Raw genomic sequence first — 17265 nt, 5'->3', positions numbered from 1 at the left:
GCAATTCGCAGCCTATTTCTTCAGTTTCTCCGCGGCGGCATTGAGCTTGTCGCGGTCGTTGCCGACCCGCTTGATCAGGGTTTCGGCCTGCTCTCTGCTGATACCGTGCTTGCGGGCGAAATAATTGACCTCGTAGCCTTCACCGCCGGAGACCTGCCTCCGGTCTGCGGCGCCTCGCTTCGATTTGTCGTCTGCCATTATCGTCTCCTGTTCGATCGCCGCGCGGTCACGACGTTCGACCTCTAACGCTTTGGGTCGTCTTGCGATCCTGAGCCGGGCAAGAAATTCGGCGTTTCACCTGAAATCCCGCGTCCTGACCTTGATGTTGTCGATGTGGAGGTCGGGTATGTAGATGTCGCGGCTGCGCAGCCCCTTGGGCGGGAGCTCGCGCGGATCGGGTCCCGAGCCGCCATTGCGCACCTGGTCGCCGCGGCCGTGCGGCACGGGAAAGCTGCCCTCGCGCTCGCCGACGCTGGCGAGCTCGTTTGACAGATCGCTGATCTTGCGAGCCACGAGGTGGACCACTTCGCCCTCGCGCTGGATCCGGCCCTTTACCGCGATCATGCCCGCCGACAGAACCGTGCGCCGGTGCTGCTCGAACACTTTCGGCCAGACGACCAGGTTCGCGATCCCGGTCTCGTCCTCAAGGGTGATGAACATGACGCCCTTGGCCGAGCCCGGGCGCTGCCGCACGAGCACTATGCCTGCCGTTTCCAGCCAGCGGCCGTCGCGCGCCTCCATCGCCTCGGCGCAGGAAACAATGCGGCGACGGCGAAGGTCGTCGCGCAGAAACGAGATCGGATGGCTGCGCAGCGTCAGGCGGATATGGCGGTAGTCTTCCACGACCTCGCCGCCGGCTGTCATCGGCCGAAGCGCCACCGCAGGTTCGTCGATCTCCGGAACCAGCTCCGCTTCACGGGCCGATGCGGCCGCGAACAGGGGCAGGGGCTCGTCGCGCAGCGCCTTGATCGCCCAAAGCGCCTCTCGCCGCGCAAGGCCAAGCGCTGGCCGGAACGCATCCGCCTCGGCGAGCTGGACAAGCGCTGCCTGCGGCACGCCGGCACGCCGCCACAGATCTTCGACCGAGGCGAAGGGCTGGTCGGCGCGCGTGGCGACGATTGTGCTTGCATGGGCATTGGCGAGGCCGCGCACCATGCGCAACCCCAGCCGGACGGCGAAATGTCCGCCATCGGAAATAGGCTCGAGCGTGCAGTCCCAGCGCGAAGCGTTGACGCAGGCCGGCCGGATCTCGATCCCGTGCGCGGCCGCGTCGCGCACGATCTGCGCCGGCGCATAGAAGCCCATCGGCTGGCTGTTCAACAGCGCCGCGCAGAAGACGTCGGGATGCCAGCATTTGAGCCAGGCCGAGGCATAGGCGATCAGCGCGAAGGAAGCGGCGTGGCTCTCCGGAAAACCATACGAGCCGAAACCTTCGAGCTGCTTGAATGTCTGCTCGGCGAAGCCGCGCTCATAGCCATTGTCCACCATCCCGTCGATCAGCTTCGTCTTGAAGGACGAGACGCCGCCGGTGAACTTGAAGGTCGCCATCGACTTGCGAAGCATGTCCGCTTCGCCTGGCGTGAAGCCCGCGCATTCGATGGCAACCCGCATCGCCTGCTCCTGGAACAGCGGAACGCCGAGCGTCTTGCCGAGCACCTTCTCGAGCTCGGGCCTTGGGTAATGCACCGGTTCGATGCCTTCCCGGCGGCGCAGATAGGGATGGACCATGTCGCCCTGGATCGGCCCGGGTCGCACGATCGCGACCTGCACCACGAGATCATAAAAAGTCCTTGGCTTCAGCCGCGGCAGCATCGACATCTGCGCCCGGCTCTCGATCTGGAAAGTGCCGAGCGTATCGGCTTTCCTGATCATGGCGTAGGTGCGCGGATCCTCCGCCGGTATGGTGGCAAGGTCGAGGCGTATGTCCCTGCACTCTGCGAGGAGATCGAGGCCCTTCTTCATGCAGGTCAGCATGCCGAGCGCCAGCACGTCGACCTTCATGAATTTGAGCGCGTCGATATCGTCCTTGTCCCATTCGATCACCTGACGATCCTTCATGCTCGCCGGCTCGATCGGCACCAGATCGTCGAGACGGTCATGGGTGAGCACGAAGCCGCCCGGATGCTGGCTGAGGTGACGCGGCGCGCCCATCAACTGACTCGCGAGGTCGAGCGTCAGTCGCAGCCGGCGATCGGCAAGGTTGAGATTGAGTTCCTCGACATGCCGCTTCTCGACGCCCTCTTCGGACCAGCCCCAGACCTGGCCGGAGAGCGTACGGATGAGATCCTCCGGCAGGCCGAGCGCCTTGCCGACATCGCGCAGCGCGCCCTTGGTGCGGTAGCGCACCACCGTCGAACACAACGCCGCGTGGTCGCGTCCATAGGTGTCGAACACCCACTGCATGACGATCTCGCGCCGCTCATGCTCGAAATCGACGTCGATGTCGGGAGGCTCGCGGCGCTCCTCGGAGACGAAACGCTCGAACAGAAGATCGTTGCGGCCGGGATCGATCGAGGTGATGCCGAGCACGTAGCAGACCGCCGAATTGGCGGCGGAGCCGCGGCCCTGGCAGAGGATGTCCTTCGAGCGCGCGAAACGCACGATCGAATTCACGGTCAGGAAATAGGGTGCATAGTCGAGCTTCTCGATCAGCCGCAATTCGTGGCGCAGCGAGCGGGCGACGCTGTCCGGGACGCCTTCCGGGTAGCGCGTCGCGGCACCCTGCCATGTCAGCTTTTCGAGCGCCTGCTGCGGTGTCAGCGAAGGATCGTCGCGCTCCTCCGGGTACTGGTAGGCAAGCTCGTCGAGAGAGAACCGGCAGCGGTCGGCGATCTCCATCGTGCGCGCCAGCGCTTCCGGGTAGCGTGAAAAAAGCCGGTGCATTTCCTGAGGCGGCTTGAGGTAACGGTCGGCATGCCGCTCGCGGCGCTCGCCGAGCGCGTCGATGGTGAGATTGTGCCGGATCGCGGTGACGACGTCCTGCAGCATGCGGCGGCCCGGCTCATGGAAGAGCACGTCGTTGGTGACGACGCACGGCACCTTCATCTTCCAGGCAAGCGTGGCCAGGTCGTGGATGCGAAGCTGGTCGTTGGGCCGGCGCCTGAGCGTCAGCGCCATATAGGCGCGGTCGCCGAATGCCTCGCGCAGATGTCTCAGGCGCAGCGCCAGGATCTCATCGGCCATGTCGGGCAGGAGCACGGCGATGAGGCCGTCGCCATAGGCAACGACATCGCTCCATTCGAGATGGCATTTCGCCTTGCCGGCCCGGGCCTTGCCGAGCGAGAGCAGCCGGCAGAGCCGGGAATAGGCGTCGCGGTCGGTCGGGTAGGCGAGCAGCGACATGCCGTCGGTGAGGTCGAGGCGGCAACCAACGATCAGGCGCACGCCCGTGGTCTTGGCCGCCTCGTGGGCGCGGACGATGCCGGCGAGGCTGTTGCGGTCGACGACGGCCAGCGCCTCGATACCGAGAAGTGCCGCCTGCGAAAACAGCTCCCCGGCCGAGGAGGCGCCGCGCAGGAAGCTGAAATGCGAGGTGACCTGCAGCTCGGCATAACGGATGACGCTCATCCGAACACTCCATGCAGGAACCACCGGTGCGAGCCCGTCGCCGCATCCTCGCCGTCGCCGGCGCGGTAGAGCCAGTAGCGCTCGCCGGCGTCGTCCTCGAGCCGGAAATAATCGCGCACCGCCACCAGCTCGGCGTCGCGCTTCCACCATTCGCCGAAGACCCGCTCCGGGCCATCCGCGCGCTTCACGCGCCGGCGCACGCCGCGCCAGGTGAAGGACACCGGCGGATGGTCGGGCAACAGCGCCACCGTCTCGACCGGGTCCGGCTGCGGCAGCAGGCGGGCTGGCCGCGGCCAATGGCCGGGCCAGCCCGCGCCGGTGTCGGCCGCCATCGCCGGGATCTTGCTGACCGAACGCTCCGGCACGTCGCTAGCGACAGGGGCAAGGCGGTAGACGGCGCGCTCGCCGACCCGGTTCATCAGCGTATCGATAAGGTCGGACACATCCGGCACGGTTTCCTCGACGAAGGAGTTCACGGCCTGGCTGTGCTCCAGGGGTTCGGCCGCTGTCGCCGCTAGGATCATCATCTCGATGCCGAAGCCCGGCGCGATGGTCTCGAGCTTGTCGCAAAGCAGCCGGGTCAGCCGTTTGGCGTCCCGGACGGGCATCGCCATGCCGACACGGACCGCCTGAGCCCGACTGTCGACGCGATGGCAGATGAGATCGAGCCGGCGCGCTCCGAGGCCGCGCTGCTCCATCAGCTTGCACAGCTGGGCGACGAGCTTGCCGATATAGCGCGCTATTGTCTCGGCCGCGCCGATCGGCTCGGCGAATGCACGGCGGACCTCGACGATGTCCGGCGGCCGCACCGGATCGATAGGCTCAGCTGTGTTGCCAAGAGCCTGATCGATGCGGCGGCCGATCTCCGGGCCGAAGCGCAGCGCAAGCGGCGCGCGCGGCTGTTTCAGGAGATCGCCGATCCGTTGGAAACCAAGCCTGCGCAGTTCGGCGGCCGTCGAAAGTGCGATCCGCAGCGCTTCGAGCGCAAGTGGTTCTATAATAGATGGGCCGTGGCCGGGTGGCGCGATGAACATGTCCTGGCCGCCATACCGGGCCAGCGCATGCGCCGCGCCCCAGCTGTCCGCGATCGCCGCGCGCGCGACGATGCCGGACATCGCCAGACGCCCAACCATGCCCTCGAGCATGGCGGCCTCGCCGCCATGGAGATGGTCGGCGCCCGTCGTGTCGATGACGATCCCGTCGGGCGGATCGGGCGCGACAATCGGCGCAAATCGAAGCATCCAGACAGCGAGCCGCTCGAGCGCCTCGGCATCCGCTTCTTGGTCCGCGTCCTGGATCGCAAGGCCCGGCACCAGCACCTGGGCCTTCGTCGCGGGCATGCCGGCGCGCAGGCCGGCGGCGAGTGCTGCGGCATCGGCAGCGAGCACCACGCGCCTGTTCTTGTCGCGACCGATCAGGATGAGCGGGGCGTCAGCCGGCGGCGCTGCGTTGCCGGCCTTGCGCCGCACCCTGTCGGTCGGCCAGGTCGGCAGGAACAGCGAGACGACCCGTGCCATCGCACGCCTCCAATTCGAAATCGGCACTGTCACCCGCGCGGGCGCGAATCAATTCGACGAGCCATCGGTGACGGCCGACACCGGGCACGGGCAGCGGCGCCGAGGGCAGGACCGAGATGCGCCAGCGGGTCATGGCGGCCGTCGGCTGGCCGAAATCGGCCGCCTCCGTCTGCCGCCGCCATCTCCGCAGCGCGATCCCGATCGTGTGGGCTTCTTCGGCGGCGAGCTGCAGCCGCCGCGAGGCCGTCATGGTCAGGCGCGCGACTTCACCGACGACCGCGCCCAGGCCGCCATGCCGGATGCCTTCCTCCATGCAGGCGAGGATCGTCTTGTCGTCGCCGGCCTCGACATAGATGACGCGGTCCGGTTTCAGCCCGGCCTGCGCCAGCGCCGGAGCGAACAGGTCGGGCCGCGTGATGCACCACAGGACCTTGCCGCGCGTGCGCGCAGCCACACCGCCGGCGAAAAGGGCCGCGGCCGCGCCATCGATGGCTCCATTGCCGCCGCCGGCGATTTCATGCAGCGCGCCAAGCGCCAGTCCCCCGCCCGGAAGTCGCGAATCCAGCTCGGCGATCCCGAAAGGAAGCACCGATCTGGCGCGTCGGCGCCGGCCCTCGATCTTTTCGATCCGTGCGCGCAAGTCGTCTATGGCGGGCTCCGGCCGCAAGATGGTCGTTGACCTCCATGAAGCGTATACAAGCATGTTCTCTATTTGTTCTATGATCGAGCGACGGGAGTCAAGAGGGCTTAATCGTAGCTTGGTGTTGTGAAGGGAAAGCGGCTTTGCGCCGCATTCTGGATGTTCCGGCTGACTTTGAACTTGCCCGAAAACGGACGTTTGAACTGAAGCTGCGGGCGGTGCGGCTGATCTATTGGACCAGCAGGCCTCTGGTCGGCATGCATGTTCGTCGCTATCAGTGATGAGACATACTCACATGATCGAAGGTCCCCCGTGCCAACTCGAACCCGTTCGCAAAAAATAGGCGACAAAGGCCAGAATCAGGTTCGTGAACAGGTGGATGCGCACCCCCACTGGATGTGTAGATTTCAGGATCTCGACTACGGAGTTGACCTTGAAGCGGAATACGCTCCCGCCGAAGGCGACGGACAGCGCCCCGCAGGCAAACTGTTAAAATTACAGGTCAAGGCGACCGAGTCTGCCGACGTGCGCGGACAGGTGGTCCACGTCGTAGTCGAACGATCATTCCTAAATTACGCGCTGCAGTTCCGGTTGCCGGTGATCCTTGTGCACGTGGATATAACGACTCGTTCGGCTTGGTGGCTTTGGCTCCAGGCCTGGGCGCTGGAACATGAAGAGCGCCTTGCGTCTTCGCCCGACAATTCAAATGTCACTTTGCATATACCGCTTCATGATACGCTCGAAACTGGCCTGGACCATGGACTTATAGATGTTGTCGCAGGCAAACACGCGTCTGCCGTGGTGCTCGCTCTAAGAGAGCTGGCTGATGTTGCCGCCAGTGATGGTCAGCAGATCAAATTATTCAAGGGTGTGCTTGCACTGCTGGATGATATCGAAGCTCCGAATCGGCTCCGCACGGCAGAGAAGATTATAGAGCTTCTGGTCGGCCTGGGACCAAACCCTGGCTTGTGGCAAACGTCGCAGCTAATCCCGCAGATCGTTGCGACCGTTGAACGCCTCGGCGATATGTTTAGTCAGGACCAGATCCTACGCCTGGTCCTGCGACACGATTCCTACTCGCGGGCCGGCCTGGAAGGCTTAGCGACATTTTACGATCGCTGGCCCGAGCAAGCGAGGGCATTGAATTTGCCATCCGCTTTTCGGGATGCCGACGTAGAGGAAGTCGCATGGTATTGCTCTGCGCGTGAACATTACGCCGACCTTAGTGGATATCAACTCGTCATGCGCTTCAGCGACGGCAAGTTACCACAAACCCGTTTCGGCAAACTCCAGCTACGAAACGATGATGACGTGTCATACCGGGTTTTTACAAAATTTCCGACGCGAGGGAGCTCGATTCTTCTCGACAACCTGATGTGGGCGGAAACTCGGGCGCCGGAAGCCTCTTCCTCATAGTGTTCCGGCTATACGATAGTGCCGACCTATCATGATAGGCGTCATGTGGGTACACCATTCGGCCACGAGGCCGAGTATGACCGCTTTGACGGGCGATGGCTACACGACTCCGACCATCATGGGGTGGATTCCTGCTCTCCCGCTTATGAGTGGCGGGACCCGATAGCCGCCGCGCAGGTGGCGACTGTGCCGAGACGGCAGCGTCATTTGCGTAGTTTGAACATCGGCAGCCGCGTCTTGCAAGCGGGCATCGAGTTCCAGCATTTAGCCTTTCCTCAGCGGGAGCCTTCCACGCGGAGTAGGCGATCGCCGAATGCTCGAAGCCTCGACGAACGTTTAGCCTGCCACGCGATCTCGGACCAAAGCTGGAGTTCGCCCCCTCTGACGATGACGCGCACGGCGTCATGACCAATGGCATGAACATGGTGAGCCAAGTTTGCCGGGAGCAATATCCTGCCGTCCGGGTCGAGCGATACCCTTAAATAGCGATCCATGGCGATCAAGGCCAGCTCCGCACGATCGGCATCCCCCTCACTCGCGAGCAGTGTTTCGAGCCTCCGCATTACAGTGACGCCGGTTGGATCCCACGGTTCTAGCTTAGCGCTATTGCCGGGCTCTAGCTTCGCAAGAAGTGGAAACGGCTCTGTTAGCGAACCCCAATTCAACCTGACTCTTGCCGAGACGGGGAGTTGCACGCGCGACTTGCTCGTGACAGGGACGACTTCCGTCCACGTTGTCTCGCTCAACGTGGCCACCGGGTTCCATAGCGGCGGTCGACCTGTTTTCATGGGATAATCTGGAAATAAGTCACGTTGGGCTAATTAACAGGATTTGCACATGTTATCCACCGTCAATGTACCGCCCTTGCTGGGGCGACGGCGGGTATTTTCGCTTGCAACAGACCCCTTGCGGTGGCAGATTAAACCGTAGCTGGGAAAATGTATCGGAAAATGCTGATGTCATATGCGGCCAGGCATCCTGTTTCGCTTGACCATGGATCGGACCTGCTGTGCTGGACGCGTATGCAGTCCGAGGGAGGTCAGAAGCTTGAAGACATCGTGGCCCGCAAGGAATTGGAACGTCGTGCCGGCGACGGCATATTCTTCTGGGGCGTTGGCAACGCTCCAGCCGTAGCCACGTCGACATATGCGAGGCTCGGCATCCCCGTGCCGGTCATCTTCTCGGTCATGAAAGGTCGGCCGAAAGCGGTCGATGCGTCGCCGCGGAGCTTGTTGGTTTGGCGTCGGTATCTCGACATGTACGGTGTCGAACGAGCATTGCCCCCCCAGGCGCTGATCACCAGCCGCGGCGAAACAGATGCCGGCGATAAGAAACGCCATTACGCGCTGATATGCAGGAGCCTGAATCCGCTCAAGCTCGGCAAAGGCGTTAGGTTCGACCCGGGAGCGTTCAGGAATGTTGGGGTGAACCGTGGGCCGGTCGGGTCATCCCAGGTGACCGCCCTGATCCAGCGGGTACAGCCGGATGGAGTTGGTGACTACGAAGCTAATATCTCGGCCGAACTGACCGGGAGCTATTGGGTCAGGCTGACCGACCCCGTAGAACTGGACGCATCGAGCGTCGAGAGCGTAGAATATACCGTTAAGGGTGCTTCGCTTCGGGAGTGGCTCCGTCTGGTTGCCGATTTGAGGGAAAGGCCTCGACGGCTACGTTCGGCCTATCCGGCGCAGTCCAGCTTTATCTAACGGGAACCAAGGGGCCTTGGCGGGCAACGATTCAGATCAACTCCGCAAGGAACTGCGCCGAGCAGGATTGAGCGGAGCTGCCATCGATGCGGCATGGCCGACGTGGTGGCAGGATGATCTGTCGCAGAGCCCAAGTGCTCGCGCGGAACTGCGGTTCGCGTTGGCCCGCAAGCTGGGGCTGGCACCCAAACCCCTACTCGGCGAGCGCGTCGAATTCGTATGGAAGGACAAGGCCAAATTCAAACATCTTGGTACTGAGTCCGATGCCGACCGAGAGGTCCTCAGCTCGTTCGGGATGTCCGTTGGCAGGTTGCTGACACGAGCGGCGCCCCCGGGGCGAGGCTTCTCCGGGATTGGCGCTGATGAACTGCGCGCCTCGATCCTACGCTCGAACGAGTACGTCGACCTTCGAACCTTGTCGCAATCCTGCTGGGCCCTCGGGGTCCCCGTCGTTCATCTTCGGGTTTTCCCGCTGGTCTTCAAGGCCATGCATGCCATGGTCATAGGCGATAGGCACGTTGGGGCAATCATGCTGGGCCGTGATGCTAGTTATCCAGCGCTCCTAGCATTCACCCTCGCTCATGAAATCGGTCATCTGGCGCTCGGCCACGTCGCGCCGGGCAGCGCCTTGGTGGACATCGAGGATCCGGTCAAGGCGAAGGAGGCTGACGACGAAGAGAAGGCGGCAGACGAATACGCCCTGACACTTCTTACTGGATCGCCGGAGCCTGAAATCACGACCGAGATGGCTCACTACAACCACATGATGTTGGCCGCTGCAGTCGTGCAGGCCGCACCGCAGCACCGAATCGAGCCCGGCACTCTCGCCCTTTGCGTCGGGCACCTCCAACACAACTGGCCTGTGGTCATATCGGCATTGAAGCGGATCTACGGCGGTCCGGTGCCTATATGGAAAGCGATAAACACGCTTGCGCAAGACGAGATCGATTGGTCAGCGCTGATGGACGACGACCGGATCTTCGTGGAGGCGTTGCTGAAATTGGGCGATGTCTGACGGTCTCTACCTCGATAACGATGTCGTCCTCAAAATATGCACCTACGGCGCAGCTACCCGTTTGATCGAGCTCTGTACCTGCGCAGCGCAGCCTCCCTCGGTCCTCGGATTGGCGAGGTTCACGCTCAGGTCACGGGTTGAAAGATCCAGAGTTCTGGTGGATGTGGCCAACGCCAAGGCTAACCTCGACATCGCCCTCGCAAAAGTCCGGTTTCTCGAGCCCACGACAGAGGAGGTAGAGAGAGCCGCTGACTTCGAAGCTGCCGCCTCCGCAGCCAATGTTTCACTTGATACCGGTGAAAGCCAATTGGTCGCGATGCTTCTAAGCCGCGGCGGCTTGGCATTTGTCACGGGCGACAAGAGAGCCGCGAAGGCGGTCAGCATGGTCTTGCCGATGGTGCGGCAAAAGTTGGTTTGTCTGGAGCAAGTCCTGCAAAGCATGATCGAAAGGGACGGCCTTGGCCCAATACGCGCGGCCGTCTGTCGCGAGCGCGCTTCTGACAGGGCCATCGCCTATTGCTTCCAGTGCTCGACCCGCGACGTGAACCTCCCGTCGGTCGTCCAGGGCCTCGAAAGCTATACCAAGGCCCTTCGGTCAGAGACCGGCGACCTCCTAGTCGCCAGCTTTGATCGCCTAGCCTCGGAAGTTTCTTAGGAAGACGGCATATGGGGTACGCAAGGTCGCGACCAGATTGATCTTTCGAAACTTGGGTTCCTGATCATTTAGCAGAACGGGCGCATCAAGGATTTCGAGGCATGCCTTGTCGACCTTGCCTGCGATATACTTGCTGCCGATCCGACCTGTGCTCGGGCCGACGGGTACACGCGTCTGGTCAAGCGGAAGTGACATATCGACCTGCTGGAGGTCCTCTATCACCAGGGCGAACCTCGAGCCGAGCACCCGGATTTCTGGTGGGATATTGGTCCAGTTCTTGTTGTCGGGCGAGTACTCGGCCGCTTCGAGTGGTTCCGCGAAGTGGTTGGAGGTCATCTGCTCCATCACAAGGTGGATGGGCGCCCCCTTCGTCGCGAAGCTGCCGGCAAACGGCTGCACCATCGAGCTGGGGTGGCAGGTGTTGCCGCCATAGCCCCACATGGCGTAACCTGCTTCGTCGATTTCTTTGGTCTTGCGGGCGATGATGTCGTCAAGTTCTTCATTGGCATGGGTGCCCACCTTCATGAAGAGGACACCTGCGCCCGGCTTGAAAATCTCGTTCATGACGTCTGTCCCTCCAGATACTCGACGTAATACTCTTCATCCGGGGCCTTGCCCCAATCGGGCCTCTTCCTTTCCCGCACGTATCGAACCCTGGGCGGTTGCGACATTCCATAGAAGTTGGCCATGCGTTCGGCGGCAATGGGTTGGCTCGGCCCCTTTATCAGTTGCCGATCGGGTAGCGATGTGACGAATAGATTGCAGGACCTCAAGTCTGGATCGTCGTCCAAGTGATATTGGTGCAGCTTTCGCTGCATGCGCGAGACGAAGAAACCATGTTCGTTCGCGTGTCGCTGGACGTTGGCGAGGACCACCTTGGGCCAAGGCCGATCGTCGTCGTCGGCGATCACGATCATCCCTTCGCCTATCCCCTTCACGGCCTCGATCCCGCGATCGACAAAAACCTTAACGCTTTCGCCGCCGTTTGAGGCACCCCAAGGCGGGTTGGTGTAGAAGCAGTCAAATTGGGTCGTATCGGGGAACGGCTCGAGCACATTGTATAGCTGGGCGTCGAGATGCTCGATCCGCTCCTTGTCGGCGAACCTCTTGACCGACTGGACCGTCCGCTCGTCAAAGTCGAAGACGGTGATCTTGGTAGGCCCGAAGTCAAGAACGTCCCTAGCCTTGAGATAAGCGACGCACACGCTAATCGCGTCCCCGTCACCGATGAAAGCCAGCCGTTTGTTGTCCGCCCAATCCGCCACGATCTCGCTCTGCATGACCATGTCGCCCACCTTCATATGAATCTGGTCGAAATCTCGGATAGGCCGCGGTCGGTTCTGCACTACATCCGAAACGGCATTCACAGCTTCCTGCAGATCGACTTGTCTCCTCATTCCCCCCTCCCCGAAAAGACGATGTTGTACCTTTGCAATACTTGAGCATCTGACCTGCTACGTCTTCGGCCGCCCCGACTTGTTGAAGAAACAAGCCTGCGGTCTGAAAAGATCCCGCATCCATTGACAATTCGATAAGGTCATCTTGCCGGAGCCAGTTTCTTAGGGAGAGATCCACCGCCTTTATCCGAACATCCGACGTTGCAATTTTTAGGAGCTTGCGTGACTCTGATTCAACCAAATTGTTCGGCAAATGCAAGCCCTGAAGATATTTCCAACCATGTTCATCTGAAATGATGCTGACTGATGAGTGATGGCCCGGAGCTGGCTACAACTAAGATCAGAGAGGCGTTGAGCTAAATGGCTTATTTGGCCTGCTTGCATGCGGTGGACGCACGCATTATCGCCTCTTGAAAGGACGGCACGTCACCAATGACTATCGACGGTGGCCGTAAGCTGTGTGCCTGGTTTCAGCGTTGAATTGTTGCCGCAAAGCCATCGTAGCCGAATTTGGCACTACCGAGCACTGTCAGCGGCACCAAGCCACCGCGTGGTGGTCGGCAAGGCCGAGATCGGCGCCGCCTGGTCCAAGCGCTCCAACGAGGGCCGCGATTATCTCGGGCTCAAGCTGGACGACCCGAGCTTCACCGCTCCGATCTACGCCAACCTCTTCGCCGACGAGGAAGGCGAGGGCCACAGCCTCATCTGGTCCCGCCCCAGCCGCCGCAACGGCGAGTGACTTCGAAGACGCCTCGCCCGGCACCGGGCGAGGCGTCCTTTCATGCTGACTGCGAAACCTTGCTACGATTGATCAGAACGGCTGGCGAGCCGGACACCCGCACCACCACCATTCTCCGGGATGAACTGAATGCCTGCGGATTCGAGTGCGCGTCGCAACGCGTCAATGGTCACCCTGTTTGCACTTATTGGACCGCTTAGAGGCTCTAGTCGTTTGATCGTAGCGAGTGAGACCTTGGACCGTTCCGCAAGCGTTTTCTGATCCCATTGAAGCAAAGCACGTGCGGCTCGAATTTGTCCGCTTGTAAGTTCAGCTATACCAAAAGTATCATTTGATGCCATAGGGCTTGATTTTTTGCCTGCGTTCACTTAAACCACCGCTAGTTGCCACCGCCTGCGACCCAGGAGAGATCATCTCCACGTCATGGGCGGCGGTGAAACGGTCGAGCAGGGTGCAGGAACACCTTGCCCGACCTGACCAAAGCCAAGCTGTGTGGGAGCTCGGATCATGGCTGATTCCGACAATACCACGACTTTGCCTTCCGTCACGCTTGGACGGGAGATGCAATCTCCGTTGACCAAAGAGCGTGCCGGCCCTTCAGCCGAAGCTCCGTCACCCGATCCCGCACTTCTCCTGTCCCTTGCCTGGATCGACGCCCATGTTGAGATGCTGGCTTCCTCAGTCCGGCAGCAGCAAGAGGAGGGGAGGCAGTTGGAGCGCGGCGCATTTTTGCCCACCGGCGCTCTTATTGGGCGCGGGGAGGGGGCTAGCGCCGATTGCGACGATCTCGATGGCCAGAAAGAGGATGTAGCGGACAAGGCCGACGCCCTGTTGGCTGAGATCGCGGCGACGCCGGCACAATCGTTAGCGGGTGTGATCGCCAAGCTTGCGGTCGTGGTTCGCGAAGCGAAGGACAACACCGATCTTTTCGAATTTCCGCTTCCGCAGATCCGCTCTGCCTTGGCTGACCTGCGGCGTCTCGCTCATGACGCGATATGCGACCAGCCAACTGGCTGGCCTGCCGGCGATCAATCGATCGGTACGCTGCTCGAGCAGCCCGCCTCGTCTTTTGCGGCCTGGCGCGCCTTCAGCGCGTGGAGCCAAGGCGATGACGAGGCCTATCGCAGCTGGACAGAGACGTTCAAGACACTGCAATGCGCGAGCCAGTAGGGATCGCAAACGTTACGCGGGGCTCCTTGAGCGTTCTGTGAGCGGCGGACCGATCTTCACGTTACAAGATGTCCGAGCAATGGACCCACCCGTCCGTTCCCGCTGTCACGGCCCTCTGTTCTCCCTTTGGCGTAGGTCTTCCGGAAACGTGGAACCAATTGTCGACGAACAGATTCTCTTGCGGAGTGAATGCCTGAATCCAGCAAGGGAGCGCGCCATGGGAATCACATCGGACAAGGTTAAGGGCAACGCCAACGAAGTCGCCGGAAAGGCGCGCCAAGCCGTCGGCAAGGCTGTGGACAATCACGAGGAACAGGCCAAGGGCAAGGTTCAGGAAACCAAGGGTAAGGCACAGGTCGCCAAGGGCCAGGTCAAGGACGCGGTGAAGAACGTCGTCGACAAGACCTGATCGTCAAGTATTCGACCATGAACAAGCCCGCGGCGACGCGGGCTTTTCCTTTGGGGCAGCGAAATGCGGGATCGAGATATTGGCGGCATGTCTGCCTGCTCGGCGAGAAGGGCAAGGTGTTGTTGACCTTCTTCACAGCCCAGTGAGGCGGATCATGAAGCGGGACATGCTCGGCCAAGCGGCCCTTTATTTGTCGTCCTTGTAGACTTTCGCAGCCTCGTCGATCTTGCGCCAGTCGTTACCGTGACGGCGCACCAGCTCTCGCGCTTGGGCCGGTGAAATGTCATGCACTTCAACGACGTGTTTGACCTCGGCGTCCTCACCCTTCAGCGGTCGACTGCGGATCCTTTTCGACGCACGCGCCGCCGATCCTTTGCGCGCTGTTGCTACGCCGGCCCGCTGGTCTTCTGTCTCACTTGAGGGGAGATCCGCGGACGTTGTCAGCAAAGGGCCGCCAACCGTTAACGTCACGCCGGCCGACTCGAAGGCTTTGCGGACCGCCACAATCCTTTGAGCGCGGAGAATGCGCCTCCCGCTCTCAAAGTCGCGGATCGTGGCTTCGCTGAGATTGGACTTCGCAGCCAGGCGGACCTGAGACCAATCGAGCAGCGCGCGAGCAGCCCGGCAATAGGCTGGGGTGAACTCCCGCCGGTTGGCATCCTCGGCTTCTCCGGTTTCGTGTGGCTCCGTCATGGGAAGGTGAACATTCAGCAAGGCTAAAATGTTCCGAAACACGGCAAAGGCTGAACGGCTTTCCAGGCAAGCCGTCCGGCATCATATTTATCGCAATAAGTCTCGCTTGATCGCTCGGCGCCGGGATATGCGCGCGTCGACGTCAATGACGGAATCCAAGGATTTCGCTCAACGCCGCGCCCCCCTATCAAATCATTGAGAAGGGAAGGATGCGGATGAAGCCGGATACATCGCAGTGGCGTGACCCACAGGCATATGCATTCATCAAAGGCGCCGACGCCGATGAGATTGCCTGGGAATTCCTGCGACGCAATCCGCGGTATCAGCAGGACTTCGCAACCTCCCGCTCAGCTAAGGCGATGCGCGCATTACGCAAGCGCTGGGGTTTGCAGTTTCGCCGCCAGGCCTGACCAATCCGCGGTCGAGCAGCCCATCTATTGGGCGCCTCAGATCAACCCTGGGGTCGTGAACCTTGTCGAGGTTCCGCCGGATCTGCAAACGCGGGAAAACAGCGTCTTCGACGTACCGCTTGCTGCGGGCCGGCGTGACGAGGTCGGCCTTCACATGCGTTCGTTGCCTGGCGGCACACAGCTGGCGCTCCTTGGCGACGCCAAGCCGGGCGAGCCGCTTGCCGCCATCATCCCGCTCGACGACATGGCGCATGATCGGCTGCAAGCCATCGAACGGTTCATCCGCTCGATCCACAGGCCGCACCTTCCCGACGCGCGCTTGACCACGGCCCAGCGCCGCCGCCTTGCCCACATGCTGCGATGCCTCGATGGCCGGGAAGAGCAGGCATCCCATTTCGAAGTCGCGACCGCCTTGTTCGGTCGGCGACTGGTCAGCGCCGCCGACTGGCACGACTCGGCTTTTCGATATCAGACGCATCGGCTGGTGCGCGACGGGCTGAACATGGTCGAGCGCGGCTATCGCCAATTGCTTCGCGCGCGACGACGCGCCTAGCTAGAGTTTTCGGCTGGCTACGCGCGCTTGCAATACGGCGACTAAGCGCGGGCCTCAACCAGGTCAGCCGAATTCGCCGAAATGGCATCCCGGATTGGTCCCGCAGCTTCCCGAATATCAGCCTGATCGCAGCGGGCGCTTTCTTCGAATTGCCTTGCGCGATGGCTTCGATCACCTCGGCATGACGAGTGCTGCGCCGTCACTCTCGTCGCCGTTTGCTCATGTCCGATGACTTTGAACAAGCCTTAGAGCGTCCGGAATTCTGCGTTACAAGACAGAGCGAAGTGATGATCCCATTTGGAGGGCGGGTGAGATGCGTTTTGAAGACAAGGTCGTAATCGTCACGGGCGGCAATTCAGGAATCGGACGTGGCATTGCACGCTACTTCGCCAACGAAGGGGCCAGACTTGCTCTTGTCGGTCGGGACAGTGCCAAGGGCTTGGAAGTGGAAGCGGAGATAGCCTCTGCGGGGGGAACAGCTACTTTCTTTCAATGTGATCTGGCAAGCGAAGCGGAAGCGGCGGAATTGGTGGACAAGGTTGCTCAATGGGGCAGTCTGGACGTCGTCGTCAACAATGCCGGGGTTGGCTCCCGCCGGTCGGGCATCCAGGCCAATGAATCGCCGGGCCAGCGCTGGTCGAAGTTGCGCGGTCCCAATCTCGATTCGACCTACTTCGTCTCCTCCTACGCGCTTCCGGTGATGCGCGACTGCGGCGGCGGGTCGATCGTAAACATCTCGTCGACAGCCACACTGCACGGAAACTGGGGATTGTACGGCGTTGCGAAGGCTGGAGTGGAGGCGCTGACACGCTCACTGGCGGTCGAAGGTGCGCCATTCGGCATTCGGGCAAATTGTGTCAGCCCCGGCTGGATCGCCACAGAGCTCGATGAAAAAGAGCCTGCGTCGAGCACCAACGCCTCGGGCGAATGGGAAGTCCCGCCGGGTGTGTTCAACCGCATGGGAACACCTGGCGAGATTGCCGCAGCGGTGGCATTCCTTGCAAGCGAGGAAGCATCCTTCATCACCGGTCAGACGCTTGTGGTCGATGGGGGATTGTCGATCCTTGATTACACGTCCCTGTCGCTGCTGAAGACGCGCGGCCCTGCGCTGTTTTCAGGAACGTTTGCAGATACGTCCACGGACCAGGAATCAGAGTGAGTTCTTCTTTCAGACGGTCGAAATCCGTTCCGGGAAAGTTTTCCCTTGGTTGTTCGAAGGGGGCACCAGCATTTGGACGGCGCTATGCTGCGCATCTGAGAGGGTTACCGTTGAGGAGAGTGATCGCGGTCACCCGGACAAGGCAAAGAGAATACGGGCGACGCTCGCCCGTATTCTCATAATTAGCGATGTTAGGCCCAAATGCATCTGCCTGGACTT

Annotated in this window: 18 protein-coding genes; 11 read left to right on the top strand and 7 right to left on the bottom strand. The window is 61.5% G+C overall.

The window, feature by feature from the left end:
- Nucleotides 1-12: 12 nt before the first annotated feature.
- The 4 genes from FJ423_RS21415 to FJ423_RS21400 form a co-directional block, all read right to left on the bottom strand.
- On the bottom strand, nt 13-198 hold the full coding sequence (locus FJ423_RS21415; protein WP_140844867.1) for a DUF3606 domain-containing protein: 186 nt from the start codon (nt 196-198) through the stop codon (nt 13-15).
- A 96-nt stretch (nt 199-294) separates the two neighbouring features.
- On the bottom strand, nt 295-3567 hold the full coding sequence (locus FJ423_RS21410) for an error-prone DNA polymerase (RefSeq protein WP_140844866.1): 3273 nt from the start codon (nt 3565-3567) through the stop codon (nt 295-297).
- Complete coding sequence (locus tag FJ423_RS21405) at nt 3564-5084, bottom strand: DUF6504 family protein (protein WP_140844864.1); 1521 nt, start codon at nt 5082-5084, stop codon at nt 3564-3566. The genes FJ423_RS21410 and FJ423_RS21405 overlap by 4 nt, the downstream gene beginning before the upstream one ends.
- Nucleotides 4999-5787 carry an ImuA family protein gene (locus FJ423_RS21400; protein WP_140844862.1) on the bottom strand — a complete coding sequence of 263 codons (789 nt, stop codon included), beginning with the start codon at nt 5785-5787 and terminating at the stop codon, nt 4999-5001. The genes FJ423_RS21405 and FJ423_RS21400 overlap by 86 nt, the downstream gene beginning before the upstream one ends.
- Before the next feature lie 80 nt (nt 5788-5867).
- Here FJ423_RS21400 and FJ423_RS33635 point away from each other — a divergent pair, with 80 nt between their 5' ends.
- The 5 genes from FJ423_RS33635 (at nt 5868) to FJ423_RS21375 (ending at nt 10516) form a co-directional block, all read left to right on the top strand.
- A complete protein-coding gene (locus FJ423_RS33635; protein WP_181174866.1) occupies nt 5868-6005 on the top strand; it encodes a hypothetical protein in 138 nt (45 codons plus the stop codon).
- A 31-nt stretch (nt 6006-6036) separates the two neighbouring features.
- Nucleotides 6037-7140: a DUF4365 domain-containing protein gene (locus FJ423_RS21395; protein ID WP_181174865.1), complete on the top strand. Its 1104-nt coding sequence runs from the start codon at nt 6037-6039 to the stop codon at nt 7138-7140.
- 956 nt (nt 7141-8096) lie between these two features.
- The gene (locus FJ423_RS21385; protein WP_140844856.1) at nt 8097-8846 is read left to right on the top strand and encodes a hypothetical protein; all 750 of its coding nucleotides are present in this window, start codon (nt 8097-8099) and stop codon (nt 8844-8846) included.
- A gap of 16 nt (nt 8847-8862) precedes the next feature.
- Nucleotides 8863-9861: a hypothetical protein gene (locus FJ423_RS21380; RefSeq protein WP_246680217.1), complete on the top strand. Its 999-nt coding sequence runs from the start codon at nt 8863-8865 to the stop codon at nt 9859-9861.
- Nucleotides 9854-10516, top strand: coding sequence for a hypothetical protein (locus FJ423_RS21375; RefSeq protein ID WP_140844854.1), 663 nt, complete (start codon nt 9854-9856; stop codon nt 10514-10516). Before FJ423_RS21380 ends, FJ423_RS21375 begins: the two co-directional genes overlap by 8 nt.
- On the opposite strand, the gene FJ423_RS21370 is transcribed toward FJ423_RS21375, so the two are convergent.
- Both FJ423_RS21370 and FJ423_RS21365 read right to left on the bottom strand, forming a co-directional pair.
- The gene (locus FJ423_RS21370) at nt 10496-11080 is read right to left on the bottom strand and encodes a hypothetical protein (RefSeq protein ID WP_140844852.1); all 585 of its coding nucleotides are present in this window, start codon (nt 11078-11080) and stop codon (nt 10496-10498) included. The genes FJ423_RS21375 and FJ423_RS21370 overlap by 21 nt on opposite strands.
- On the bottom strand, nt 11077-11913 hold the full coding sequence (locus FJ423_RS21365; protein ID WP_140844850.1) for a bis-aminopropyl spermidine synthase family protein: 837 nt from the start codon (nt 11911-11913) through the stop codon (nt 11077-11079). Before FJ423_RS21365 ends, FJ423_RS21370 begins: the two co-directional genes overlap by 4 nt.
- 481 nt (nt 11914-12394) lie before the next feature.
- Between FJ423_RS21365 and FJ423_RS21360 the strand changes: the two genes are divergently transcribed.
- From FJ423_RS21360 to FJ423_RS21345, 3 genes are all read left to right on the top strand, one after another.
- A complete protein-coding gene (locus FJ423_RS21360; RefSeq protein ID WP_246680220.1) occupies nt 12395-12652 on the top strand; it encodes a DUF736 family protein in 258 nt (85 codons plus the stop codon).
- Between the two features lie 507 nt (nt 12653-13159).
- A complete protein-coding gene (locus FJ423_RS21350) occupies nt 13160-13822 on the top strand; it encodes a hypothetical protein (RefSeq protein ID WP_246680216.1) in 663 nt (220 codons plus the stop codon).
- A gap of 217 nt (nt 13823-14039) precedes the next feature.
- Nucleotides 14040-14231, top strand: a complete 192-nt coding sequence (locus FJ423_RS21345) for a CsbD family protein (protein ID WP_140844847.1) — start codon at nt 14040-14042, stop codon at nt 14229-14231.
- 186 nt (nt 14232-14417) lie between these two features.
- Here the strand turns inward: FJ423_RS21345 and FJ423_RS34250 are convergent, their stop codons facing one another.
- Nucleotides 14418-14945 carry a helix-turn-helix transcriptional regulator gene (locus FJ423_RS34250; RefSeq protein WP_246680215.1) on the bottom strand — a complete coding sequence of 176 codons (528 nt, stop codon included), beginning with the start codon at nt 14943-14945 and terminating at the stop codon, nt 14418-14420.
- A 194-nt stretch (nt 14946-15139) separates the two neighbouring features.
- Between FJ423_RS34250 and FJ423_RS21335 the strand changes: the two genes are divergently transcribed.
- The 3 genes from FJ423_RS21335 (at nt 15140) to FJ423_RS21325 (ending at nt 17046) form a co-directional block, all read left to right on the top strand.
- Nucleotides 15140-15334 carry a DUF6499 domain-containing protein gene (locus FJ423_RS21335; RefSeq protein ID WP_140844842.1) on the top strand — a complete coding sequence of 65 codons (195 nt, stop codon included), beginning with the start codon at nt 15140-15142 and terminating at the stop codon, nt 15332-15334.
- A gap of 154 nt (nt 15335-15488) precedes the next feature.
- Nucleotides 15489-15887, top strand: a complete 399-nt coding sequence (locus FJ423_RS21330; RefSeq protein WP_246680214.1) for a DUF2285 domain-containing protein — start codon at nt 15489-15491, stop codon at nt 15885-15887.
- Nucleotides 15888-16200: 313 nt separating this feature from the next.
- Nucleotides 16201-17046 carry an SDR family NAD(P)-dependent oxidoreductase gene (locus FJ423_RS21325; RefSeq protein WP_140844832.1) on the top strand — a complete coding sequence of 282 codons (846 nt, stop codon included), beginning with the start codon at nt 16201-16203 and terminating at the stop codon, nt 17044-17046.
- Nucleotides 17047-17265: the final 219 nt, after the last annotated feature.

It is taken from the genome of Mesorhizobium sp. B2-8-9 (assembly GCF_006439475.1).
Lineage (GTDB): Bacteria > Pseudomonadota > Alphaproteobacteria > Rhizobiales > Rhizobiaceae > Mesorhizobium.
The sequence above is the reverse complement of the archived record's forward strand: the minus strand, read 5'-3'. Positions and strand labels throughout refer to the sequence as shown.